General features: G+C 72.4%; 19 protein-coding genes and 1 pseudogene. 6 read left to right on the top strand and 14 right to left on the bottom strand.

Features of this window, described 5'->3' with window-relative positions:
- Positions 1-55: 55 nt before the first annotated feature.
- The 6 genes and pseudogenes from QQS16_RS23720 to QQS16_RS23695 all read right to left on the bottom strand — a co-directional run bounded on the left by QQS16_RS23720 (position 56) and on the right by QQS16_RS23695 (position 4,720).
- Entirely contained in the window at positions 56-874 is an 819-nt protein-coding gene (locus QQS16_RS23720; RefSeq protein WP_286063860.1) for an ABC transporter permease, read from the bottom strand.
- A complete protein-coding gene (locus tag QQS16_RS23715) occupies positions 871-1,731 on the bottom strand; it encodes an ABC transporter ATP-binding protein (protein WP_286063859.1) in 861 nt (286 codons plus the stop codon). The genes QQS16_RS23720 and QQS16_RS23715 overlap by 4 nt, the downstream gene beginning before the upstream one ends.
- A gap of 625 nt (positions 1,732-2,356) precedes the next feature.
- On the bottom strand, positions 2,357-3,121 hold the full coding sequence (locus tag QQS16_RS23710; RefSeq protein WP_286063857.1) for a class I SAM-dependent methyltransferase: 765 nt from the start codon (positions 3,119-3,121) through the stop codon (positions 2,357-2,359).
- Positions 3,122-3,182: 61 nt separating this feature from the next.
- On the bottom strand, positions 3,183-3,686 hold the full coding sequence (locus QQS16_RS23705) for an EamA/RhaT family transporter (RefSeq protein ID WP_286063856.1): 504 nt from the start codon (positions 3,684-3,686) through the stop codon (positions 3,183-3,185).
- Between the two features lie 118 nt (positions 3,687-3,804).
- Positions 3,805-4,027: pseudogene (locus tag QQS16_RS23700) on the bottom strand (SH3 domain-containing protein); the annotation flags it as partial.
- A 360-nt stretch (positions 4,028-4,387) separates the two neighbouring features.
- Positions 4,388-4,720, bottom strand: coding sequence for an SH3 domain-containing protein (locus QQS16_RS23695; protein ID WP_286063855.1), 333 nt, complete (start codon positions 4,718-4,720; stop codon positions 4,388-4,390).
- 182 nt (positions 4,721-4,902) lie between these two features.
- Here QQS16_RS23695 and QQS16_RS23690 point away from each other — a divergent pair, with 182 nt between their 5' ends.
- On the top strand, positions 4,903-7,023 hold the full coding sequence (locus QQS16_RS23690) for a serine/threonine-protein kinase (protein WP_286063853.1): 2,121 nt from the start codon (positions 4,903-4,905) through the stop codon (positions 7,021-7,023).
- A gap of 137 nt (positions 7,024-7,160) precedes the next feature.
- Here QQS16_RS23690 and ilvD read toward each other — a convergent pair whose 3' ends face one another.
- The 4 genes from ilvD to QQS16_RS23670 all read right to left on the bottom strand — a co-directional run bounded on the left by ilvD (position 7,161) and on the right by QQS16_RS23670 (position 12,166).
- Positions 7,161-9,014, bottom strand: coding sequence for a dihydroxy-acid dehydratase (gene ilvD, locus QQS16_RS23685; RefSeq protein WP_286063852.1), 1,854 nt, complete (start codon positions 9,012-9,014; stop codon positions 7,161-7,163).
- Between the two features lie 202 nt (positions 9,015-9,216).
- Positions 9,217-9,822 carry a TetR/AcrR family transcriptional regulator gene (locus QQS16_RS23680; protein WP_286063850.1) on the bottom strand — a complete coding sequence of 202 codons (606 nt, stop codon included), beginning with the start codon at positions 9,820-9,822 and terminating at the stop codon, positions 9,217-9,219.
- 166 nt (positions 9,823-9,988) lie between these two features.
- Positions 9,989-10,813: a sugar phosphate isomerase/epimerase family protein gene (locus tag QQS16_RS23675; RefSeq protein WP_286063848.1), complete on the bottom strand. Its 825-nt coding sequence runs from the start codon at positions 10,811-10,813 to the stop codon at positions 9,989-9,991.
- Between the two features lie 420 nt (positions 10,814-11,233).
- Positions 11,234-12,166, bottom strand: a complete 933-nt coding sequence (locus QQS16_RS23670) for a Ppx/GppA family phosphatase (protein ID WP_286063846.1) — start codon at positions 12,164-12,166, stop codon at positions 11,234-11,236.
- Positions 12,167-12,303: 137 nt separating this feature from the next.
- Here QQS16_RS23670 and QQS16_RS23665 point away from each other — a divergent pair, with 137 nt between their 5' ends.
- Positions 12,304-13,113, top strand: a complete 810-nt coding sequence (locus QQS16_RS23665; protein ID WP_286066433.1) for a DUF3109 family protein — start codon at positions 12,304-12,306, stop codon at positions 13,111-13,113.
- A 90-nt stretch (positions 13,114-13,203) separates the two neighbouring features.
- On the opposite strand, the gene QQS16_RS23660 is transcribed toward QQS16_RS23665, so the two are convergent.
- The gene (locus QQS16_RS23660) at positions 13,204-14,970 is read right to left on the bottom strand and encodes a BACON domain-containing protein (RefSeq protein WP_286063844.1); all 1,767 of its coding nucleotides are present in this window, start codon (positions 14,968-14,970) and stop codon (positions 13,204-13,206) included.
- A 294-nt stretch (positions 14,971-15,264) separates the two neighbouring features.
- Here QQS16_RS23660 and radA point away from each other — a divergent pair, with 294 nt between their 5' ends.
- Positions 15,265-16,674, top strand: coding sequence for a DNA repair protein RadA (gene radA / locus QQS16_RS23655; RefSeq protein ID WP_286063843.1), 1,410 nt, complete (start codon positions 15,265-15,267; stop codon positions 16,672-16,674).
- An 81-nt stretch (positions 16,675-16,755) separates the two neighbouring features.
- Positions 16,756-17,880: a DNA integrity scanning diadenylate cyclase DisA gene (disA, locus tag QQS16_RS23650; protein ID WP_286063842.1), complete on the top strand. Its 1,125-nt coding sequence runs from the start codon at positions 16,756-16,758 to the stop codon at positions 17,878-17,880.
- A gap of 456 nt (positions 17,881-18,336) precedes the next feature.
- Here disA and QQS16_RS23645 read toward each other — a convergent pair whose 3' ends face one another.
- Positions 18,337-19,176: a hypothetical protein gene (locus tag QQS16_RS23645; protein ID WP_286063841.1), complete on the bottom strand. Its 840-nt coding sequence runs from the start codon at positions 19,174-19,176 to the stop codon at positions 18,337-18,339.
- Positions 19,177-19,352: 176 nt separating this feature from the next.
- Between QQS16_RS23645 and QQS16_RS23640 the strand changes: the two genes are divergently transcribed.
- Complete coding sequence (locus tag QQS16_RS23640) at positions 19,353-20,006, top strand: phosphatase PAP2 family protein (RefSeq protein WP_286063840.1); 654 nt, start codon at positions 19,353-19,355, stop codon at positions 20,004-20,006.
- 102 nt (positions 20,007-20,108) lie between these two features.
- Here QQS16_RS23640 and QQS16_RS23635 read toward each other — a convergent pair whose 3' ends face one another.
- Positions 20,109-20,768, bottom strand: a complete 660-nt coding sequence (locus tag QQS16_RS23635; protein WP_286063838.1) for a response regulator transcription factor — start codon at positions 20,766-20,768, stop codon at positions 20,109-20,111.
- Positions 20,765-22,507, bottom strand: coding sequence for a sensor histidine kinase (locus tag QQS16_RS23630; RefSeq protein ID WP_286063837.1), 1,743 nt, complete (start codon positions 22,505-22,507; stop codon positions 20,765-20,767). The genes QQS16_RS23635 and QQS16_RS23630 overlap by 4 nt, the downstream gene beginning before the upstream one ends.
- Before the next feature lie 360 nt (positions 22,508-22,867).
- On the opposite strand from QQS16_RS23630, the gene QQS16_RS23625 reads away from it, so the two are divergent.
- Positions 22,868-23,803 (top strand): HhH-GPD family protein, encoded by a 936-nt coding sequence (locus tag QQS16_RS23625; protein ID WP_286063836.1) that lies wholly within the window; start codon positions 22,868-22,870, stop codon positions 23,801-23,803.
- Positions 23,804-23,829: the final 26 nt, after the last annotated feature.

The following is a 23,829-nucleotide window of genomic DNA, read 5'->3' as shown; positions in this document are numbered from 1 at the left end:
CTCGGGTGTCCGGTGGGCGGGACGTCGGCTGCCGGGTGTCCGTCGCCGGGGTGGGTCAGGCCGTGCGGCGGCGGAGAGTGGCCGCGCCGAGGCCCAGCACCAGGAGCGCGCACCCGGCGACGATCAGGGCGTCCCGTACGAAGTCCGCTGTCATGTCGGTGTGGGTGAGGACCTCGTTCATGCCGTCGACCGCGTAGGACATGGGGAGGACGTCGGAGAGGGTCTCCAGGACCGGGTGCATGGCGTCGCGCGGGGTGAAGAGACCGCAGAGGAGGAGCTGGGGGAAGATCACCGTCGGCATGAACTGGACCGCCTGGAACTCCGAGGCGGCGAAGGCCGAGACGAAGAGGCCCAGGGCCGTGCCGAGGAGGGCGTCGAGCAGGGCCACCAGAAGGAGGAGCCAGGGGCTGCCGGTGACGTCCAGGTCGAGGAACCAGAGCGCCAGGCCGGTGGCGAGGGCGGACTGGATGATCGCCAGGGTGCCGAAGGCGAGGGCGTAGCCGGCGATGAGGTCGCCCTTGCCGAGGGGCATGGCGAGGAGGCGTTCGAGGGTGCCGGAAGTGCGTTCGCGCAGGGTGGCGATGGAGGTGACCAGGAACATCGTGATCAGGGGGAAGATCCCGAGGAGGGAGGCGCCGATGCCGTCGAAGGTGCGCTGGCTGCCGTCGAAGACGTAACGCAGCAGGAAGAGCATCACGCAGGGAATCAGGATCATCATCGCGATGGTGCGCGGGTCGTGACGGAGCTGGCGCAGGACGCGGGCCGCGGTGGCGGTGGTGCGGGAGAAGCTCAGGGCGCGGGGCGGGGCGGGCGTGCTCGTCGTGTCCGACGTGCTGGTGTCCGTGTTCGCGCTGAGGTGCGTGCGGGTGTTCATCGTGCGCTCTCCTTGGTGCGGCCGGCCGCGACGGCCTCGTCGACCAAGTACAGAAAGGCCGCCTCGACCGTCTCGGAGTGGGTGCGGGTGCGCAGGGCGTCCGGCGTGTCGTCGGCGAGGATCTCGCCCTCGCGCATGAGGAGGAGGCGGTGGCAGCGCTCGGCCTCGTCCATGACGTGGGAGGAGATCAACAGGGTTGCGCGGTGGTGTGCCGCGGTGTCGTGGAAGAGGTTCCACAGGTCGCGGCGGAGGACCGGGTCCAGGCCGACGGTCGGTTCGTCGAGGACGAGGAGTTCGGGGGTGCCGAGGAGGGCGACGGCCAGGGAGACGCGGCTGCGCTGGCCGCCGGAGAGGTTGCCGGCGAGCGCGTCGGCGTGGGTGGTCAGGTCGACGTCGGTGATGGCCCGGGTGACGTTCTCGTGGCGGCGGTCCGTGGCGGCGCGGCCCGGGTCGAGGATCGCGGCGAAGTAGTCGAGGTTCTGGCGGACGGTCAGGTCGTCGTAGACCGAGGGGGCTTGGGTGACGTAGCCGATACGGGTGCGGAGGGTGGGGTGGCCGGCGGGGCTGCCGAGGACGTCGAGGGTGCCGGTCACCTTGGCCTGGGTGCCGACGATCGCCCGCATCAAGGTCGACTTGCCGCATCCCGAAGGGCCGAGCAGCCCGGTGATCTGACCACGCGGGACGCTGAAGTCGAGGCCGCGCAGGACGGTGCGGGTGCCGCGGACCACGGTGAGGTCTTCGGCACGGATGGCGGGGGCGGGGGCCGGGCGCGCGTCGACGGTGTGAGGGGAGGTGTCCGGGGTGGTTTCCACCGGGGTTGTTCCGTTGCCGGGTGGGTCGGTGGCATAATTCATCATGCGATGAATAATGCTCCGGAGGATGGAGGGGCGTCAAGCGGGTGGTCCACGCGTCTCGCGTTGCCGTTGCTCTGTGACCGGGGGCCGGGCGCTGCGAGCTGAGGGCCGGGGACGGGGACCAGGGGCTGGCGGCGTGGGTGTGGGCCATGGCCGCTCGGGTGGTGAACCGGGGGCGGGGGCGCCAGCCAAACCTGGGCGGGCTGGTGGGCGGGGCTAGTGCCGCGGCAGGCAACGTTTGCCCGTCAAGGAGCGGCGTCCGGTGCGTGCTCTCGGCGTGTCGGCCGCAAGCCCTCGTACTGGATGTACTTGGGCTTTCGGCCGGTGCGGCGAGAGGGCGTGCCGGGCGTCGCGACGGGGCGAACGTTGCCTGCCACGGCACTAGCTAGGACCTGCCTGGTCCCAAGCGGGGCGCCCCCCGGGGAAATGGCGGTGCCGAACAGCGGGCGCGCCGAGCAGTGGATGGCGACGATCAGGTGCCGACCTGGAGGAGTTGCGGGTGGAGCAGGTGTCGCGTAGGGCAGGTGTCGGCGTGGACCTGGTGCCGTCGCTGGACAACGTGCCGGTGGATGGGTGGTGACGTGGGTGAAGGGGGTGAGGGCTGCGCGGGGTGGCGGACGGGTGTGGGTCAGGGGGTGGTGGCGAGGAGGAGGATGACGTCGTAGACCTCTTCGACGATTCCGTCCGGGAAGGTCTCGAGCAGGTGGCGGCGTTCCTCGGCGAGGAAGGCGGCGCTCTCTTCCTGGCCGTGCACCAGGAAGATCGAGTGGCTGCCGAGGTTGGCGAGGTGGGTGTCGACCGGGACGCGTCGGCTCCAGCGGACCTCGCGGCGGGCGAAGCCGAGGCCACCGGTGGGGTCCACGGCGCGGGCGTTGACGTTGCGCTTCTCGGCGGAGATGTTCACGCCGAAGTGGCGGCCGACGCGGTCGGCGGCCTCCGAGATCCATGGCACGTCGAGGGCCTCCGTGTTCCACCACAGGGCGAGTGCGCCGCCCGGGCGCAGTACACGCAGGGCCTCCGGAAGCGCCTGGGCGGGGTCGGTCCAGTGCCAGGCCTGCGCGTAGGTGACGAAGTCGACGGAGGCGGTGGTCAGGGGGAGGGTGTTGCCGTCGCCCCTGATGATCGGGATGCCGGGGTGGGCGCGGCGGAACTGGGCCGCCATGCCGTCGCCGGGTTCGACGGCGATCACGTCGGCGCCGCGGGCGTGCAGGAGGGCGGTCGCTATGCCGGTGCCGGCACCGATGTCCGCGACGCGGGCACGGCTGAGGGAGCGGCCGGCGAGGTTCTCGATCGCGTCGAAGAGGCCGGGCGGGTAGGAGGGGCGGCCGGCGGCGTACTGGGCCGCGGCGGCGTTGAAGGAGTGGGCGCGGGTGGCGCGGGAGGAGGCCGTCATAGGGCCATGGTGGCGGGGGCCGGTGTGGGGCGCGGTGAGTTCTGGGTGAGAGAGGGGTGACCTATCCGCGGCGGCGCTTCTTCGACGGGTTGCCGGTGCGGCGGGAGGTGCGCTTCTGGTGGTGTGCGAGGGCCGCTTCGTACTCCTCGCGGGCGCGCTTCTCGCCGGGGGCCTCGATGAGGGAGCGGAAGAAGTAGGCGAGGAGCGAGCCGACGAAGCCGACGGCCAGCAGGCCGCGGAGGGAGGCCTGGCGGTCGGGGTCGGGGCGGGCGCCGAAACCGTCCCAGGTGTGGCGGAAGGCGAGGGCGCTACAGATGGCGAACATCGCGACGACCAAGACGTTCACGAAACTGCCGGTGTCGGCGATCTGGAGGCCCTGGTAAGCGAAGCGGAGGACCAGGCAGGAGACGGCCGCGGCGGTCAGGGAGCCGAGGGAGGCCGCGATGCGGCGGGGGGTGTAGCCGTTGTCGTGGTGCACCCAGGTGGTGCCGAAGAGGCGGAGGGGCTCGGGGCGGGGGGTGGTGGGGCCCGCGGGGGTTGCCTGGGTGCCGGTTTCGTCGCTCACGCGTCGATTATGGCTCCGGGGTGGCCCGCGGGCTCCGACGGGCCTGCGGGTCTCGGGCTCCGACGGGCCCGCGGGCCTCGGGCTCCGACGGGCCCGCGGGGCTCCGTTCAGACGGACATCAGGCGCAGCGGGAGGTGACGTAGCCGTCGGCGCCGGTGTTCACGTAGGTGTCCGAGACGTACTCGCCGCTGCCGATGTCGTCCCGGATGTCGACGTGCCGTACGGGCCGGTGACGGTCTGGCCCGGTGTCTGGCACCAGATCGGAACCTGGGCGCCCACCGGCAGGACGCGGACGACGCCGTAGGTGGTGCCGGGTCGCTGCGGACGTTGAGGCGGACGCCGTAGGTGGTGCCGGGTCGCTGCGGACGTTGAGGCGGACGCCGTAGGTGGGGCCGGGCCGCTGCGGACGTTGAGGCGGACGCCGTAGGTGGGGCCGGGCCGCTGCGGACGTTGAGGCGGACGCCGTAGGTGGGGCCGGGCCGCTGCGGACGTTGAGGCGGACGCCGTAGGTGGTGCCGGGTCGCTGCGGACGTTGAGGCGGACGCCGTAGGTGGTGCCGGGTCGCTGCGGACGTTGAGGCGGACGCCGTCCGCGACCGGGTAGTAGCGCACGACCGCGGGCCTGGGCGGTGGCCGCCCCGGCCATGAGCAGGGCTCCGTTGAGGCCCGCGAGCGCGAGGGATCTGCGTAGGGGTGGTGGGATCAGAACGAGCAGCGGGGGCGGATGTAGCCGTCGGCGCCCGTGTTCACGTAGGTGTCCGAGACGAACTGGCCGTCGTCGATGTTGTCCCAGATGTTCGACGTGCCGTACGGGCCCGTCACCGTGGTGCCGGGTGTCTGGCAGAAGATCGGCACCCTCGCCCCCTCGGGCAGGACACGCACGACGGTGTAGCCGGTACCCGGGCCGCTGCGGACATTGAGCCGGACGCCCGGTGCGACCGAGTAGTAGCGCACAGCCGTGGCCGCCGTGGTCACGGCTTCCGCCACGCCACCGCCCGCTGCCTCTTCCAACTTTTCGACACGGTCAACCGACATGAAAGACCTCCCCCGTTGCACCCCATGACTGCCATGGGGTCCCGTTGATTCCCCGGAATCACGCCATGAAACATATGTGCGCAACCCGCACACGGAGGCTAGCAAGCCGCCTCTGTCCCGTACGCCTCATCGACTAGGCTCCGTGCGTCGCGCGCGCGGACGAACAGCACGGGGGTGGTTCCATGGCGCCACAGCGCAACACTGGGGCGGGAGCGGAAGCGGAACTTCCTGAATACGCCGGTCACTACCGCCTGGAGTCATCTCTGGGCTCCGGGGGCATGGGTGTCGTGCACCTGGCGCGGAGCACCTCGGGGATGAAGCTCGCGGTGAAGGTCGTGCACGCCCAGTTCGCCAAGGACCCCGAGTTCAGAGGGCGGTTCCGGCAGGAGGTGGCTGCCGCGCGGAAGGTCAGCGGTGCCTTCACGGCGTCCGTCGTGGATGCCGACTCGGAGGCCGAACGGCCCTGGATGGCCACCCTGTTCATTCCCGGGCCGACGCTGTCCGACCATGTGAAGCGGAACGGGGCCATGACCCCTGCCCAGTTGCGGCGCCTGATGGCCGGACTGGCCGAGGCCCTGCGCGACATCCACCGGGTCGGGGTCGTGCACCGGGATCTGAAGCCGAGCAACGTCCTGCTCGCCGAGGACGGGCCCAAGGTCATCGACTTCGGCATCTCTCGGCCGAAGGACAGCGAACTGCGGACAGAGACCGGGAAGTTGATCGGGACTCCGCCGTTCATGGCGCCCGAACAGTTCCGGCGACCGCGGGAAGTGGGTCCCGCCGCCGACATCTTCGCGCTGGGGTCCGTGATGGTCCACGCGGCCACGGGGCGTGGGCCGTTCGACTCGGACAGTCCGTACGTCGTGGCCTATCAGGTCGTGCACGACGAGCCGGACCTGACCGGCGTACCGGAGAATCTCGCTCCGCTGGTGCTGCGGTGTCTGGCCAAGGAGCCGGAGGAGCGGCCCACGCCGGACGAGTTGATGCGGGAGCTGCGGTCGGTGGCGGCCTCGTACGACACGCAGGTGTTCATACCGGAGCAGCGGACGGACGACACGGCCCCGTCGAAGTCCCGCACGGATGAGCCCGAACGGACCGAGAAGCCTGAACAGCGCCCGAGGGCACGCTCGCGCAGGAGGGCGGTGCTCGGGGCCGGCGCCCTCGGTCTGGTCTCGGTCGTCGCGTTGCTCGCGGTGCAGCTGTTCACCGGGGAGGCGGCGGTACCGAAGAGCAGTACGCCACGGACGACGCCGACCGGGTTCAGCGCGTGGGCGGCGACACCGACGTCCGCGCAGGGCACTCCGCGGTGTTCGTACGGTGCGGGCACGTTGGTCTGTGCCCAGGCCGGGCTGGTCTTCGCCCTGGATCCGTCCGACGGTCAGGTGGTGTGGCGGCGCTCCGTCGCCGCGACGCGCGGGGCCGGACCGCCGGCTCTGACGGGCGGTCTGGTCCAGCCTTCGGTGGATCGAGGCCGACGCCTGGAGGCGCTCGACCCGGCCTCGGGCAACCCGCGTTGGCGGCAGCGCGTGCCCGCGTACACGGGGCTGGAGACCACCAGCGACATGCTGTTGTTCACCGGTGCCGACGGCACGGTCACCGGAGTGGACGGCGCTTCGGGCGACACGAAGTGGAGCCGCCGGATACCGGGCCACAAGGTGCCCTACTTCGCCTCGTTCGCCGGAGACACCCTGGCGTACACGACGAGCGTCTCGACGAGCGGGTCGGCGGGCGGGCCGAGTACGCGGGTCACCGCCGTGGATCCGGGCACGGGCGACGTGCGGTGGGACGCGCGGCTGCCAGGAGAGCTGGAGCCCGTCGGCGCGGCGGGCGGGTCGGTGTTCCTCACTTCGGTCGACGAGGTGTACGGGAGCGCTGACGCCGTGATCCGTTACACCCCGGGCAGCGGGGCGTCCCGGCGGGTGCGGCTGCCCGTTTCCGTCGAGCAGGCCCACGTCACCGTGTACGGAGACGTCGTCTACCTGACGGGTACGGGGGGCTCGCTGGTGGCCGTCGACATGGCCGCCCAGAAGCAGCGCTGGGCCCTGGAGACAGCCGTGTCCCGGAGCTCCGCTCCGGTCACCGACGGCCGCCACGTGTACGTCGCGGCCCCTGACGGGCGACTGCTCGCCGTGGACGCCCGTGACGGCAAGCTCCTCGGGCAGACACCTCCGCGGCTCGGCACGAACGCTGACGCGGTCGCAGCTCACTTGCCCGAGCCCGTCATCGTCGGCCGTCATGTCTACGCCGGCGCCCCCGACGGCACCGTCTTCGCCGTGGACGGACGTGATCCGTCGGCCTGGTAGGCCCCGGGGGCCGGCAGGACGGTGGCGGAGGAAGCGGAGGAAGGGGCCGCCTCCGAGAGACGGCCCCTTCGTACGCCTCGGCCGGGGACGCGACAGGCGTCGGCCCGCTCGCGCCGGACCTTCGGTGGCCTCCGGCCTCAGCCCAGCATGCTCACGTCGCGGACCGCGCCCTTGTCCGCGCTGGTGGCCATCGCCGCGTAGGCGCGCAGTGCCGCCGACACCTTGCGTTCGCGGTTCTTCGGGGCGTAGACGCCGTTCAGGGCCTGCTCGCGGCGGGCGAGTTCGGCCTCGTCCACGAGCAGCTCGATGGTGCGGTGGGGGATGTCGATGCGGATGCGGTCGCCGTCCTCGACCAGCGCGATGGTGCCGCCGGAGGCCGCCTCGGGAGACGCGTGGCCGATGGACAGGCCCGACGTGCCGCCGGAGAAGCGGCCGTCCGTGATCAGGGCGCAGGTCTTGCCGAGCCCGCGGCCCTTGAGGAAGGACGTCGGGTAGAGCATCTCCTGCATGCCGGGGCCGCCCTTGGGGCCCTCGTAGCGGATGACGACGACATCGCCGTGCGTGACCTGCTTGTTCAGGATCTTCTCGACGGCCTCCTCCTGCGACTCGCAGACGACCGCCGGGCCCTCGAAGGTCCAGATCGACTCGTCGACGCCGGCCGTCTTCACGACGCAGCCGTCGACCGCGAGGTTGCCCTTGAGGACGGCCAGGCCGCCGTCCTTGGAGTACGCGTGCTCGGCGCTGCGGATACAGCCGCCCTCGGCGTCGTCGTCCAGGGCCTCCCAGCGCTCGGACTGGGAGAAGGCCTCCGCCGAGCGCACGCAGCCCGGGGCCGCGTGCCACAGCTCCAGCGCCTCCGGGGACGGGGAGCCGCCGCGGACGTCCCACGTCTTGAGCCAGTCCGCGAGGGACGGGCTGTGGACGGAGTGCACGTCCTCGTTCAGCAGACCGGCGCGGTGCAGCTCGCCGAGGAGCGCGGGGATGCCGCCGGCGCGGTGCACGTCCTCCATGTAGTACGTGCGGTTCTTCGCGACGTTCGGGGCGACCTTGGCGAGGCACGGCACGCGGCGCGAGACGTCGTTGATCTCCTCCAGGCCGAACGGGACGCCCGCCTCCTGGGCCGCGGCCAGCAGGTGGAGGATCGTGTTGGTCGATCCGCCCATCGCGATGTCGAGGGCCATCGCGTTCTCGAAGGCGGCGATGGTGGCGACGTTGCGCGGCAGGACCGTCTCGTCGTCCTGCTCGTAGTAGCGCCGGGTGATGTCCATGACCGTGCGAGCGGCGTCGACGTACAGCCGCTTGCGGGCCGTGTGCGTGGCGAGGACCGAGCCGTTGCCGGGGAGGGAGAGACCGATGGCCTCGGTCAGGCAGTTCATCGAGTTGGCGGTGAACATGCCGGAACAGCTGCCGCAGGTCGGACAGGCGTTCTCCTCGATGCGGAGGATGTCCTCGTCCGAGATCTTGTCGTTCACGGCGTCGGAGATCGCGTCGACCAGGTCGAGCGTGCGGACCGTGCCGTCGACGAGCGTGGCCCGGCCGGACTCCATCGGGCCGCCGGAGACGAAGACCGTCGGGATGTTCAGGCGCAGGGCCGCGTTCAGCATGCCCGGGGTGATCTTGTCGCAGTTGGAGATGCAGACCAGGGCGTCGGCGCAGTGGGCCTCGACCATGTACTCGACCGAGTCCGCGATCAGGTCGCGGGACGGGAGGCTGTACAGCATGCCGCCGTGGCCCATCGCGATGCCGTCGTCGACGGCGATCGTGTTGAACTCGCGCGGGATGCCTCCGGCGGCGGTGATGGCCTCGCTCACGATGCGGCCGACCGGCTGGAGATGGGTGTGGCCGGGCACGAACTCGGTGAAGCTGTTGGCGACCGCGATGATCGGCTTGCGGCCGATGTCCGCACCGGGTACACCGGAGGCGCGCATAAGGGCGCGTGCGCCCGCCATGTTGCGGCCGTGGGTGACTGTGCGGGACCTCAGCTCGGGCATCGTCGCTCGCTCCTTCAAGACTGCGATCTCTGGCGGATCTCCAGTGATCTCAAGACTGCGATCAGAGACTTCTGACTGGTATCGAGCGTACGCCGGTCATCCAGGTGGCGGACACATCGTCCGCAATGCGGGACACCTGTCTCAATCCGTCCCAGGCCGGGCCGCTCGCCGGCGACGTGCCGAAGGTGGCCCTGGTGATCAGTCAGGGGCCGGTCAGGTGCCCCTGCACCACCGGCGCCACCCGCGCGATGATCTGCTCCACGTCCACCGAGGCCAGCGGCTCCACCTTGATCACGTACCGGAGCATCGCGGTCCCCACCAGCTGCGCCGCCGCCAGCTCGGCGCGCAGCTCCGCGTCCGGCAGGTCCAGCTGGACGGCGATCCGGCGCAGCAGCTGCGAGACGACCAGACGGCGGAAGACGGCGGCCGCGGTCTCGTTGTTCACCGCCGAGCGGACGATCGCGAGCAGCGGCGTACGGGTGGCCGGGTTCTCCCAGATGCCGAGGACGAAGCGGGTCAGCCGCTCGCCGACGGTGTCCATCGGACCGTCGGCGACCGCGTCCGGCGCGTGCAGCGCGGGCGCGAAGGAGACCGTGATCGCCGCCTCGAAGACCTGTTCCTTCGTGCCGAAGTAGTGGTGCACCAGCGCCGGGTCCACCCCGGCCGCCTTGGCGATGCCGCGCACGGACGCCTTGTCGTAGCCCCGCTCGGAGAACTCCTCGCGGGCCGCGGTCAGGATGCGGTCCCGGGTGTCGGCCGATTCCGTACGCGGGGGGCGGCCCCGCTTCCGCGCGGTGACGTCGTTCACGGCCGGGCACCTTCGCCGGGCGGGGGCATGAGCGGGAGACCCTGGCCGCACCGGGTCACCGGGGCGCCTGCCCGGCGGGGGTCGCCCGTCCCACGGAGGGCGCCTGCCCCGCGGGGGTCGCCCGCCCCGCGCAGGCTCGTCGTCGGGGAGACCCCACTCCCGTACCTCATCGCCGGGGCACCTGCGCCGCCGAGGCCAGGTGCAGGCGGGTGAAGGCCAGTGCCTCGGCCAGGTCGGCCTCGCGTTCGGCGCCGGACATGGCCCGGCGGGTGTTGACCTCGATGACGACATGGCCGTCGAAGCCGGTGAGGGCGAGCCGCTCCAGCAGTTCCGCGCAGGGCTGGGTGCCGCGGCCGGGGACCAGGTGCTCGTCCTTCGCCGAGCCCCTGCCGTCGGCGAGGTGGACGTGGCCGAGCCGGTCCGCCATGCGGTCGACCATCTGGAGCGCGTCCGAGCGGGCCGTCGCGGTGTGGCTGAGATCGATCGTGAAGTGCCGGTAGTCGTCCTTCGTGACGTCCCAGTCGGGCGCGTAGGCGAGCATCTCGCGGTCGCGGTAGCGCCAGGGGTACATGTTCTCGACGGCGAACCGTACGTCCGTCTCGTTCGCCATGCGCCAGATTCCGCTGACGAAGTCGCGGGCGTACTGGCGCTGCCAGCGGAACGGCGGGTGCACTACGACCGTGGACGCGCCGAGCTTCTCGGCGGCCGCCCGGGCCCGCTGGAGCTTGGTCCAGGGGTCGGTGGACCACACGCGCTGGGTGATGAGCAGACAGGGAGCGTGCACGGCGAGGATCGGGATGCCGTGGTAGTCGCTGAGTCTGCGCAGCGCCTCGATGTCCTGGCTGACGGGGTCGGTCCACACCATGACCTCGACGCCGTCGTATCCGAGGCGCGCGGCGATCTCGAAGGCCGTCGCCGTCGACTCCGGGTAGACGGAGGCCGTCGACAGCGCGACCTTCGCATCCGGGATGCGCACGACTGGCTCTGCCATGGGGGACAGATTACGGGGTGCGGCCGGGTGGGTGCGGGGTGCCTCTTCGCCGTTGTGGTGTTCGCCACGGCGGGTGCGGGTGGTACGGGGTGATCGCGCGGTTCCTCGCGCCCCTCACGGACCGCTCCATCCCTCGGTGCGCCTCGGCGCACCACTACGCACACCTACGCGGTATGACGCCGTGCGCCCCGGCACACCACTGCGCCGTGCGCCTTGGCACACCATCGCGTCGTGGGCGTGGGCACACCATCGCGTCGTGGACGTCGGCACACCATCGCGTCATGGGCGTCGGCACACCATCGCGTCGTGGGCGTCGGCGCGTGCACCGCCGCACCGACCCGCATGCGAACCCGTCACCCACTGCACCGGCGCCCCCTGCACCGGCCCGCTGCGAACCCGCCGCCCGCCCGCCCCTCCCCGCTACACCGACCGCATCTGATCAAGTCGCCGCAGGATCACGCCCTCGCGCAGCGCCCAGGGGCATATCTCCACGCTTTCCACACCGAAGAGGTCCATCACGCCCTCCGCCACCAGGGCGCCGGCCAGGAGCTGATTGGCGCGGCCCTCGGAGACGCCGGGGAGTTCGGCGCGCTGGGCGGTGGTCATGCCGGCGAGCCGGGGGACCCAGGCCTCCAGGGACTCGCGCTTGAGTTCGCGCTGGACATAGAGGCCCTCGGTGGAGCGTGCGGCACCGGCGAGGCGGGCGAGCTGCTTGAAGGTCTTGGACGTGGCGACCACGTGGTCGGGGGTGCCGAAGCGGGCGAACTCGCCCACCGTGCGGGCGATCTGCGCCCGGACATGGCGGCGCAGGGACCGTACGGACTCGGGATCCGGGGGGTCGCCGGGGAGCCAGCCGGCGGTGAGGCGGCCCGCGCCGAGCGGCAGCGACACCGCCGCGTCCGGTTCCTCGTCCATGCCGTACGCGACCTCCAGGGAACCGCCGCCGATGTCCAGGACCAGCAGCTTTCCGGCAGACCAGCCGAACCAGCGGCGAGCGGCGAGGAAGGTGAGCCGGGCCTCCTCGGCGCCGGCGAGGACCTGGAGGTCGACGCCGGTCTCGGCCTGCACGCGCGCGAGGACGTCATCGGCGTTGGTGGCCTCCCGGACGGCGGAGGTCGCGAACGGCAGCAGGTCCTCGACGCCCTTGTCCTCGGCGGCCTGGAGGGCCTCCTGGATGACCCCGACGAGCTTGTCGACCCCCTCGGGGCCTATCGCCCCGGCGTCGTCGAGCAGTTGGGCCAGGCGCAGCTCCGCCTTGTGCGAGTGCGCGGGCAGCGGGCACGCGCCGGGGTGTGCGTCCACCACCAGCAGATGCACCGTGTTCGATCCCACGTCGAGGACACCGAGTCTCATGGGCGGAACGCTACTGCCAGCCGGGCCGGGAGCTGCCCCGGGAACCGCCTCCGTTGCTGTCCCTGGAGCTGCCTCGGGCGACTTACCCTGGACGAGTGCCAAAGACGAAAAAGGCGAAGAACGACAAGACGGTCAAAATGCTCCAGGGTTCTTCGCAGGCGAAAGCACCGAAGAAGTCGAGGCAGGCCCTGGAAGCCGACGAGAAGGGCCTCGACTTCGCGCGCGCGTGGGTGGAGTTCCCCGATCCGGCGGACGACGAGCAGGTCTTCCGCTGCGATCTGACATGGCTGACCTCGCGCTGGAACTGCATCTTCGGCAGCGGCTGCCAGGGCATCCAGGCGGGCCGCGCGGACGACGGGTGCTGCACCTTGGGTGCCCACTTCTCCGACGAGGACGACGAGAAGCGGGTCGCCGGCCATGTGGCCAGGCTCACTCCCGACGTCTGGCAGCACCACGACGAGGGCGTGGCACACGGCTGGGTCTCGCAGGACGAGGACGGTGACCGGCAGACGCGCCCGTTCCAGGGCTCGTGCATCTTCCAGAACCGGCCCGGTTTCGCGGGCGGGGCGGGCTGCTCGCTGCACATCCTCGCCCTGAGGGAGGGCCGCGAGCCGCTGGAGACCAAGCCGGACGTCTGCTGGCAGCTGCCGGTGCGGCGCACGTACGAGTGGATCGACCGGCCCGACGACACGCGGGTGCTCCAGGTGTCGATCGGTGAGTACGACCGGCGCGGCTGGGGTCCGGGCGGCCATGACCTGCACTGGTGGTGCACGTCGGCGACCTCGGCGCACGGCGCGGGCGATCCGGTGTACGTCTCCTATCGGCCGGAGCTGGTCGAGCTGATGGGCAAGGCGGGCTACGACCGGCTGGTCGAGCTGTGCGAGGAGCGGCTGGCCGCACAGCTGCCGTTGCTGGCACCGCATCCGGCGGATCCCCTCATCGGCTAGGACGCGACGAGGTCCTGCACGCGAACCGGGACTGGACGGACGCCGCCCTGCGACGAACGAGGGCTGCGACCGGACCGCGACGACGCCGCCCTACGACGTGGACGGGCTCGGATCGCCGCTCTCGGGCGGTGGTGTCGAGCTCCCCGGGTCGGACGGGGCGGGGCCGGTGGGCGTGGGGGCCGGGTCGGGCCACGAGGGCTGGTCGGTGGGCGTGGGGTCGGAGGAGGGCGGGGTCGTCGGGTCCGGGCCGGGGTCGGGCGGGGGCGGGGCGGTGGGGGTGCCGTGGCCGGAGCCGGGTCCGTGGTGGCCCGGGTCCGGTGGTCCGGGGTCGGAGGGGCGGGGGGCGGTGCCGTAGCCCTCGATGGAGACGACGGCGCCGGCCGGTGAGATCGCCACGCGCGCGCTCCAGTGCCCTGATGGTTCGCGCAGATGGTCGACGTACACCTTGATCGTCAACGATTCGCCCGGTTCGAGGGTTCCCGAGGACTGGCTGAGGTAGAGCCAGGCGGCTCCCGTGGTCGCGGACCAGGACACGGGCGCGGAGCCGGTCGCGGTGAGGGTGATCAGCGTGGTGTCTCCGCTGTTGCCGGCCGCCACCTCCAGGCGCTCGGCACCCTTCCGGCCGGCTCCGGCGGCGCTGATGACCTCCACGGAGACGTCGGGTTCGTCGCCCCGGGCGAAGCGGCCACCGGGCCGGGTGCTCGCGTTGCCGGCGTTCTCATAGCCGCCGGTGGCCGTCTCGCCGTCCAGGGACTCGGGGCCGTGTGCCTCGCTGGCGCTGGCGGAGTGGCCGTCGGTGCCCTCGCCTACCGGGGTACCCCGGTAGGCGGCCCACAGGGCGAGCACGGGGGCCGCGACGACGGTGGCGACGACGGTCGTGGTGACGGCCCGCGCGCGGAGGCGGTCCCGGCGGGCGGCGCGGTCCTTGGGGTCCATCGGGAAGCCGCGCCGGTCGAAGCGGGGCGCGGTGCCCCGCGCGCGCGGGAGATTCGCCATCGCGCTGCGCAGGGCCGCGCGGGGCGCCGGGAGGACGGACAGTTCGGCGGGGGCGACGGCGACACCGGGCCAGTGGCCGGGCACCGCGCGCTCGGCGGTACGGCGACAGCGAGGACAGTCGTCGACGTGCCGGACGAGTTCGCGGCGCAGGGCGGTGCTGAGCACGAGCTGGTTGTCGCCGGTGAGACGGGCGACGCTCGGGCAGTCACCGGTCTCGACGACGGCGAGGGCGGCGCGGGTGCGCTCGACCTCACAGGCGGCGGAGGCGAGCAGTTCGCGGGCCGCGGCGGGCTCCATGCCGAGGACGGCGGCGACCTCGTGGGCGGCGAGATGGTGGCGCACGGCGAGTTCCAGCGCCTCACGCTGTTCCGGGGTGGTGCCGGCGGCCTCCGGCCAGGCGAGCAGGGCCAGTTCACGCCGTCGCTCCTCCTCGGCCTCCGCGGCCTCCTCTGTCTCCTCGGTTCCCGCGGAGGCTGACGGGGCGGTGGGCCGCGCGCTCGGGCGCCAGGCGGTGCCGGTGCGGCCGGCCGCGTGGGTGGCCTGACGTTTCTGCTTGGCCTCGGTCAGCTTGCGCAGACACGCCCAGCGGGACAGCGCGTACAGCCAGGCCCTGTGGTCCCCGGCGGCCTCCGGGCCACGGCGCTTCTCGGCGAGCGCGAGGACGTCCGCGAGGGCCGCGGTCGCCGCGTCGTGGTCACACAGCACGGACAGGCAGTAGGTGAACAGGCCGTCCAGGTACGGCTCGTGGCGTGCGAGAGGTCGCTGCGCCAGAGTGCGCGCCGCCGCGCGGTCGCGCGCCTCCCGGTGCGCCCGATGTGCGCCGGTGGTGCGGGTCGAGATCTCCGAACTGCTGCTCATCACCTGTGGACCGTAGGGGGCGCGCGTTCGCCCCTTCTTGCCCCTTGAGCACTTTTAATCCGTACGGGTGAAACGATCCCTCAATCGGGGACAGGAACGATTCGTTCCATGGCTTGTTCGAGCCGTGGGTGGCCGATTCACACGGGTGACAGGGGCCCGGGCCGGGCGTGGACCGGGCGCGGGGCCGTTTGCGGGCCGAGCGCCGGGACCCTGAGCGGGCGGGTGCGGTCCGGGCCGCGGGAGGCGCTTCCGGCCGGTGCCCTCCGGGGTGTCAGTGGTGCCGGTTACGGTTCGTGCATGGCTGCCCGTACGAAGTCCGCGAAGGAGCGTCCGTCCTACCGCTGCACCGAGTGCGGCTGGCAGACGGCGAAGTGGCTCGGCCGTTGCCCCGAGTGCCAGGCCTGGGGGACGGTCGAGGAGTACGGCGCGCCCGCCGTGCGTACGACGACACCGGGCCGCGTCACCACCTCCGCCGTGCCCATCGGCCAGGTCGACGGCCGGCAGGCGACGGCCCGCTCCACCGGCGTGCCCGAGCTGGACCGGGTGCTCGGCGGCGGGCTGGTCCCCGGCGCGGTGGCCCTGCTCGCGGGCGAACCCGGCGTCGGCAAGTCCACCCTGCTCCTCGACGTGGCGGCCAAGTCGGCGAGCGACGAGCACCGCACGCTCTACGTCACCGGCGAGGAGTCGGCGAGCCAGGTCCGGCTGCGCGCCGACCGCATCGGCGCGATCGACGACCACCTGTATCTCGCCGCCGAGACCGACCTGGCCGCCGTGCTCGGCCACTTGGACGCGGTGAAGCCGTCCCTGCTGATCCTCGACTCCGTGCAGACGGTGGCCTCCGCGGAGATCGACGGCGCGCCGGGCGGCATGGCCCAGGTCCGCGAGGTGGCGGGCGCCCTGATCCGCGCCTCCAAGGAGCGCGCGATGTCCACGCTCCTGGTGGGCCATGTCACCAAGGACGGTGCCATCGCGGGCCCGCGCCTGCTGGAACACCTGGTGGACGTCGTCCTGTCCTTCGAGGGCGACCGGCACGCGCGCCTCAGGCTCGTGCGAGGCGTCAAGAACCGCTACGGCGCCACGGACGAGGTGGGCTGCTTCGAGCTGCACGACGAGGGCATCGTCGGCCTCGCCGACCCCAGCGGCCTGTTCCTGACGCGGCGCGCCGAGCCGGTGCCCGGCACCTGCCTCACCGTCACCCTGGAGGGCCGCCGCCCCCTGGTCGCCGAGGTCCAGGCGCTCACCGTGGACTCGCAGATCCCCTCCCCCAGGCGCACCACCTCCGGCCTGGAGACCTCCCGGGTCTCGATGATGCTCGCCGTCCTGGAACAGCGCGGCCGGATCAGCGCCCTGGGCAAAAGGGACATCTACTCCGCGACGGTCGGCGGGGTGAAGCTGTCCGAACCGGCCGCGGACCTCGCCATCGCCCTGGCGCTGGCGAGCGCGGCGAGCGACACCCCGCTGCCGAAGAACCTGGTCGCGATCGGCGAGGTGGGCCTCGCGGGCGAGGTCAGACGGGTGACGGGCGTGCAGCGCCGGCTCTCCGAAGCGCACCGGCTGGGCTTCACGCACGCACTCGTGCCGGGCGATCCGGGGAAGGTCCCGCCCGGCATGAAGGTCCTGGAAGTCGCCGACATAGGAGACGCTCTCCGGGTCCTTCCGCGCTCGCGTCGCAGAGAGGCCCCACGGGACGGCGAGGACCGCCGGTAGACTTTGCCCTGGTCTCGCCCGTCCGTACGAACCGCTTGTGCGAAACGGGGGCGTTCCAGAACCTGCGACCGGAGGAGTGCAGTGGCAGCCAACGACCGGGCAGCAGCTCCCGGAAAGTCCGGCGGGAGTTCCGGTGCCGATGGCCTGATGCGCGCCTCACTGAGCGCTGTGGCACCCGGCACGGCCCTTCGCGACGGCCTCGAACGGGTCCTGCGCGGCAACACCGGCGGCCTCATCGTGCTCGGCTCCGACAAGACCGTCGAATCGATGTGTACGGGCGGTTTCGTCCTGGATGTCGAGTTCACGGCGACCCGTCTGCGGGAGCTGTGCAAGCTGGACGGCGGCATCGTGCTGTCCGCGGACCTGTCGAAGATCCTGCGGGCCGGCGTCCAACTCCTGCCGGACCCGACGATCCCCACCGAGGAGACCGGCACACGGCACCGCACCGCGGACCGGGTGAGCAAGCAGGTCGGCTTCCCGGTGGTCTCGGTCTCCCAGTCGATGCGGCTGATCGCCCTGTACGTGGACGGCCAGCGCCGCGTCCTGGAGGACTCCGCCGCGATCCTGTCCCGCGCCAACCAGGCGCTGGCGACCCTGGAGCGTTACAAGCTCCGTCTCGACGAGGTCGCGGGCACCCTGTCCGCACTGGAGATCGAGGACCTGGTGACCGTCCGGGACGTCTCCGCCGTGGCCCAGCGCCTGGAGATGGTCCGCCGGATCGCCACGGAGATCGCCGAGTACGTGGTCGAGCTGGGCACGGACGGGCGGCTCCTGGCGCTCCAGCTGGACGAGTTGATCGCCGGCGTCGAGCCCGAGCGCGAGCTGGTGGTCCGGGACTACGTTCCCGAGCCCACCGCCAAGCGCTCCCGCACGGTCGACGAGGCGCTGTACGAGCTCAACGCGCTCACCCATGCCGAGCTCCTGGAAATGCCGACGGTGGCCAAAGCCTTGGGCTACACCGGATCACCTGAGGCGCTCGACTCGGCGGTGTCCCCTCGGGGATTCCGGCTGCTGGCGAAGGTGCCGAGGCTGCCGGGCGCGATCATCGACCGGCTGGTGGAGCACTTCGGGGGCCTGCAGAAGCTCCTGGCGGCGAGCGTGGACGACCTGCAGACGGTGGACGGTGTCGGCGAGGCACGGGCGCGCAGCGTGCGGGAGGGGCTCTCGCGGCTGGCGGAGTCGTCGATCTTGGAGCGTTACGTCTGAGCCTGCCGCTCCGAGCGTTATGACTGGGCTGCCGCCCTGGAGCGTCACATCTCAGCCTGCCGCTCCTAAGTGTCACGACTGGGCTGCCGCACCGGAGCGTTATGACCGGGCCGCCGTTCCGGGCGCCCCGTCCGGGTCTGCCGATCCGCAGCGTGCCGGCCGGGCGCGCCGCTCCGGAGCTCTCCGGGCGGGGTCGGCTGTCCCGAGTGCCACGTCCGGTCGGCCGCTCTGGACTGCTCCGGTCGAGGCGTGCCGGGCGGGCGGGCGCTGCCTCCGGCCTGCCGTCCCGGACGGCCCGGTCCCGGGCGTCCTGTCCTGGAGAGTCCCTTCCGGTCCGTCGCTCGGCCTGGAAGCTAGTGCCGTGGCAGGCAACGTTCGCCCCGTCGCGACGCCCGGCACGCCCTCTCGCCGCACCGGACGCCGCTCCTTGACGGGCAAACGTTGCCTGCCGCGGCACTAGTCGGCCTTCAGGACGAACGACGTCTGTACCGTCCCGAACCCCGGCGTCTTCGCCTCCACCAGGTACGTGCCCGCCCCGGCCGACCCCGCGGGGGGCGTCGCGCACTGGGGAGCGCTGGGCTTGCGGTCCCACTTCACGGTGTACGTGATGCTGCTGTCGGCCGGTACCCGGAACACCAGGTCGGCGGAGCCCTTGGGGCAGTCCGCGGAGGACCAGTAGTCGTCCTCGCCGCCCGCCTGAGTGATCGTCAGTACCGCGTTCTTCGGCCCGAGATCGACCTTGCAGTCGCCGCCGGAGGAGTTCGTCGCGGTGAGCAGCAGGGCGGGTGTGTCACCGGGGCTGTACGCGTTGTGGAGGCTGCGCACGGTCAACTTCACGGCGCCCGCAGTGCAGTTGGGAAGCGCGGAACCCGCGGGAAGGGTGTCACCGGTACCGACACCGTCGCCCGAGCCACCACCGGCCGTCCCGCCGCCCGATCCGCTCGATCCGGCCGAACCGGACCCGGATCCGTCGCCCGCACCGGATCCGTCCTGGGAGCCCTCACCTGATCCGTCGCCGGATCCCGTGCCGCTTGATTCCTCGCCGCTCGACTCGTCCCGTCCGCCCGGCGCCTGACTGATCGCGGGCCCGGAACCGGACGGCCCCGGCGTGATCGTCGGGGCCGAGGGATTCTTGTCGTTGGACCCGTCGGCGCCGTTGTTGCCGCCTCCGCCGCCCGAGGTGACGATCCAGGCGATCAGGAGCGCCAACAGGGCGCTCACAGACAGCAGTACGACCCTCCGTCGCCAGTAGATGGAGGAGGGAAGCGGCCCGACCGGATTGCGCAGAGATCCCACGGCGCAAACTGTACGAGAGATCGAGGCCTTCACCGGCGCCACCCGCCGCCGACGCTCACAACTTTTCCGGATCATCATTCCGGAGCCGGCCGCTCCGACCCCTGTCTTTCGTCAGGTGCACCACCCGGCGATCGCAAGCTGTGACGAGACAGCCAGGACAATTACTGTCTGTGACCATGAACTTCGAGGACGCAGAGCTGTACCGCGACATCACCGCCATCGCGCAGGACACCCCGGCGTGGCTACAACAGGCCGCCGAGACCGGGACGGAGGCCGGCATCCTGTTCTTCGTCGCCCTGTTCGCGGCGATCTGGTGGCGGGCCCGGCACCACACCTCCCAGGCCTACGCGAGAGCGGTCCTCGCACCTTTGGCCACGGCCGTGGCATATGTCTGCAGTGAGGCGCTCAAGTCCGGCTTCACCGAGGAACGTCCGTGCCGGGCGGTCATCGACGCGACACCGTCCCTCGTCACCTGCCCGCCGCACGGTGACTGGTCCTTCCCCAGCAACCACGCCACCATCGCCGGCGCCTCCGCCGTCGCGCTGGTCCTGGTCCGGCGCGCGCTCCTCTGGCTGACGGCCCCGCTGGCCCTCCTCCTGGCCTTCTCCCGGGTCTTCGTCGGCGTGCACTACCCGCACGACGTGGCGGCGGGACTCGCCCTCGGAGCGGTCTGCGCGGTCGTCGTCATACGCCTGTGCACAGGCCCGGCGATACGGCTGACCGAGGCGATACGCACCTCCTCTGCGCCCGCCGCACGATGGTTCACCGGCCCGGGACCCGCCCGCGTCCCGTCGTACGCGCAGCACCGGCACCCGGCCCGGAACCACTGAACCGCACGCCTCCGGTCCGGGCCCCGACTCCGTCGCACCCGGGGGCTCCAGTACCGACACCCACGGCTCAGGTACCCACACCCACGGCTCCACGCGGACGCCTCATGACTCCATCAACCCCGCCTCGTACGCCACGATCGCCGCCTGGACCCGGTTGCGTACCCCCAGCCGGTCGAGGACCGCGCTCACGTACGCCTTCACCGTGCCCTCCACGAGGTGCAGCCGGGCTGCGATCTCCGGGTTGGACAGGCCCGCGCCCACGAGGCCCAGCACCTCCCGCTCGCGCGGGCTGAGTTCCTGCACGCGGGCACGGGCGGCGGCCTCGCGCCCCAGTCGGCCGGCGCTGCCTCCGAGGCCTTCGATGACGTACCGGGCGACCTTCGGCGACAGGAAGGCGCCGCCGCCGGCCACCGCGCGGACGCCCGCGATCAGTTCGTACGGGTCACCGGACTTGAGCAGGAAGCCGATGGCACCGCCGCCGAGTGCGCGGGCCACATAAGCCTGTTCGGAGAAGGTCGTGAGCATCGCGACGGCCGTGCCGGGGACCACCCGCACGATCTCCTCCGCCGCGGCGAGGCCGTCCAGGCGGGGCATGCGGATGTCGAGCAGGGCGACGTCCGGGCGGTGGGCGCGGGCCAGTTCCACCGCCTCGCGGCCGTCGCCCGCCTCGGCGACCACCTCCGTCTCGCCGCTGCTCCCCAGGATGGCCCGCACACCCGCGCGGACCATCGCCTCGTCGTCGGCCAGCAGTACGCGGATCACCGTAGGAACTCCTCCTGCTCGTCCCGGGACCGGTCTGCCCCGGGGATCACGTCCTTGGCGGTGAGCCGGCCCTCGCCGTCGAAGCACAGTCGGAAGTGATCGACGGAGACGAGGAGTTCACCGCTCGCTCGGTAGTAACGGCAGACGGCGCCCCGGGGTGGCGCGGGCGCCCGTTCCACGGGTGGGTCACGGACCGTGCGGTCCGGCAGCAAGGGCGTGATCTCGTCGGCCGAGTCGCCCAGGCGCAGCTTCGTGTACGCGGTGGGATCGAGGACCGAGTGGGTCTCCGTGTACGCGTACCAGCCGAAGGCCCCGCCGATCAGGGCGACTCCCGCACAGGCCCCGGCCCCGGCCGCGACGGCGACACGGCGACGGGCGAGGGTGAAGGAGGCCGAGTGGGCGGCTGAGGCCGGACGAGCCGGGTGAGGGTGGGGGTGCGGGGCAGCCGAGTCAGCCAAGTGGGCAGCCGGGGCCAGGCGGGCCGGGTGCCTGTGAGCCGAGTGGACCGAGTGGACCGAAGCAGGGGTCGCAGCCTCCTGGACCGGAGGAGCTGAGCCCGCTGGAGGAGCCGGGGAAGCGGAAGGGGCGGTGACCGGGAGTGCCGCCGCAGTCGGCTGGTCGGGGACGTACGCACGGACCCGGAACCCGTCTCCGTGCGGGCCCGCCTCGAAGGCGCCGCCGTTCGCGGTGACGGCGGCGCGCAGGCCGACCAGGCCGGAGCCGCCGGAGGACGGGGAACTCGCCTGCGTGGAGCGGCCGTTGGTGACGGTGACCGTCACGCCGCCCGGCTCCTCCGTCGCCGTGACGGTCACCGGAGCGCCGGGGGCGTGCCGGGCCACGTTGGTCAGGGCCTCGCGCACCACCCGGTGCAGGACCGCCTCGGCGACCCCGCCGCGCTGTACGGCGGTGGCGGAGTCCGCCGGTTCCCAGCGCACCGGCAGGCCCGACTCGGCGGCGTGGGCTACGAGCTGCCCGATGCTCTCGCCCGCCGGGGTCAGCGGCACCGGGTCGTCGTCCTCGCGCAGGACGCCGATGATGCGGTGCAGCCGGTCCGTGGCGTCGGCGGCGGCCGCGCGCAGGTCGGCCACGGCGGCCCGGTGCTGGTCCGGCAGGTCGGGGGCGACCTGGAGGGCACCCGCGCGCAGGGCGATCAGGCTCAGCTCGTGGCCCAGGGAGTCGTGCATGTCCTGGGCGATCCTGGACCGTTCGCGCAGCCGCGCCCGTTCCTCCGCGGTGCGCTGCTCGTCCTCCAGCCGGGCGGCCCGCGCCCAGCCGGCCACCGCCAGCTCGCGGCTCTGGCGCCAGTGCCGGCCACCGAGCCAGGGGAAGACGCAGACGAACAGCAGCGTGCTCGTCAGGACGACCCATTCCGGTGCCGGGTCGACCCCGACGAGTGCGATCTTCACGGTCCCGGCGCAGCCGACCGCGACGAGGAGCAGCACCGCGGGCAGTACCCGGGCCGCCCGCAGCCCGAGCAGCAGGGCGAGGACACCGAGCGCGATCCCGTAGGAGACGGAGAACAGGGCGGGGGCGGTGAGCAGACCCAGGACGGCGGTCAGTCCGAAGCCCAGGAGCGGGTACCGCCGGTTGGACGCGACCGCCACCGCGAGCACGCCCACCCCGACGGCCTGCTGCCAGGCGGGACGCGGCTCGTTCAGTCCGATGGCGTCCGCCGTGAGCGCGGGCAGCGCGAGGACGACCCACAGCAGCCAGACGCTCCACCTCTGAGGACGTTCCATCCGGCCGACGCTACAAGCGACGGCCCGGGTGGCACTGCTGTCGATCGTCAGGTGTGCCGCAGTCGGCGAAGGGCCGGCGGCAGCACCCCGTCCTCTGGCGCGGCCCCGACGGCGGCCGGTGTGACCGCTGGACGCTTTCGGTGCACGAGTCCGGTGCACGAGTCCGGTGCAGGACTGCGCGGAACGGAGTACCGGGTCCGGCGTCCAGGCCGCGGAACCACCTCGGACGTCCCGCCGCCCGGAATGGGACGCGGCACCGGGAGGACGGACCCGGCAAGGGCTCCGGGAGGACCAGCCACCGGGCCGCGCGCCCGCGGGAACACACGGGCGCGCCCTTCCGCATGGCAGGATCGGAAGGCCATGACTGTGTCCACGAAGTCCCCGCACCCTGTGAACGGCGTTGCCGGCGACACCCTCGGCGAGCCGCTCCACGCCCCTGTCATCGACTGGTTCGACGAACACGCCCGCGATCTGCCGTGGCGGCGGAGCGAAGCCGGCCCGTGGGGGGTGATGGTCAGTGAGTTCATGCTGCAACAGACACCGGTGAACCGCGTCCTGCCCGTCTACGAGCAGTGGCTCGCCCGCTGGCCGCGCCCGGCCGACCTGGCCGGGGACGCTCCCGGCGAGGCCGTCCGCGCCTGGGGCCGGCTCGGCTACCCGCGCCGCGCCCTGCGCCTGCACGGAGCGGCGGTCGCCATAACGGAACGGCACGGCGGTGACGTACCGACCGACCACGCCCAGCTGCTCGCGCTGCCCGGCATCGGCGAGTACACGGCCGCGGCCGTCGCCTCCTTCGCGTACGGACAGCGGCACCCGGTGCTGGACACCAACGTCCGCCGGGTCTTCGCCCGGGCCGTGACCGGGACGCAGTACCCGCCGAACGCCACCACCGCCGCCGAGCGCAAGCTGGCCCGCGCCCTGCTGCCCGAGGACGAGCGGACCGCCGCCCGTTGGGCCGCCGCGTCCATGGAGCTCGGCGCGCTGGTGTGCACGGCCAAGAACGAGACGTGCCACCGCTGTCCGATCGCGGCGCAGTGCGCCTGGCGGCTCGCGGGCAAGCCGGAGCACGACGGTCCGCCGCGCCGGGGGCAGACGTACGCCGGTACGGACCGCCAGGTCCGCGGCAAGCTGCTGGCCGTGCTGCGGGAGGCCCACGGGCCCGTCCCGCAGGCGGCCCTGGACCAGGTGTGGCACGAGCCGGTGCAGCGCGCCCGCGCGCTGGACGGTCTGGTCGCCGACGGTCTGGTGGAACCCCTCCCGGGTGGTTCGTATCGACTGCCGTTGACAAGAACCTGACGCCATAACCCCCATACCGCCACCTG

The organism is Streptomyces sp. ALI-76-A, from assembly GCF_030287445.1.
Classification (GTDB): Bacteria; Actinomycetota; Actinomycetes; order Streptomycetales; family Streptomycetaceae; genus Streptomyces.
Note: the sequence above shows the minus strand (reverse complement) of the source record. Positions and strands in the feature narration are given on the sequence as shown.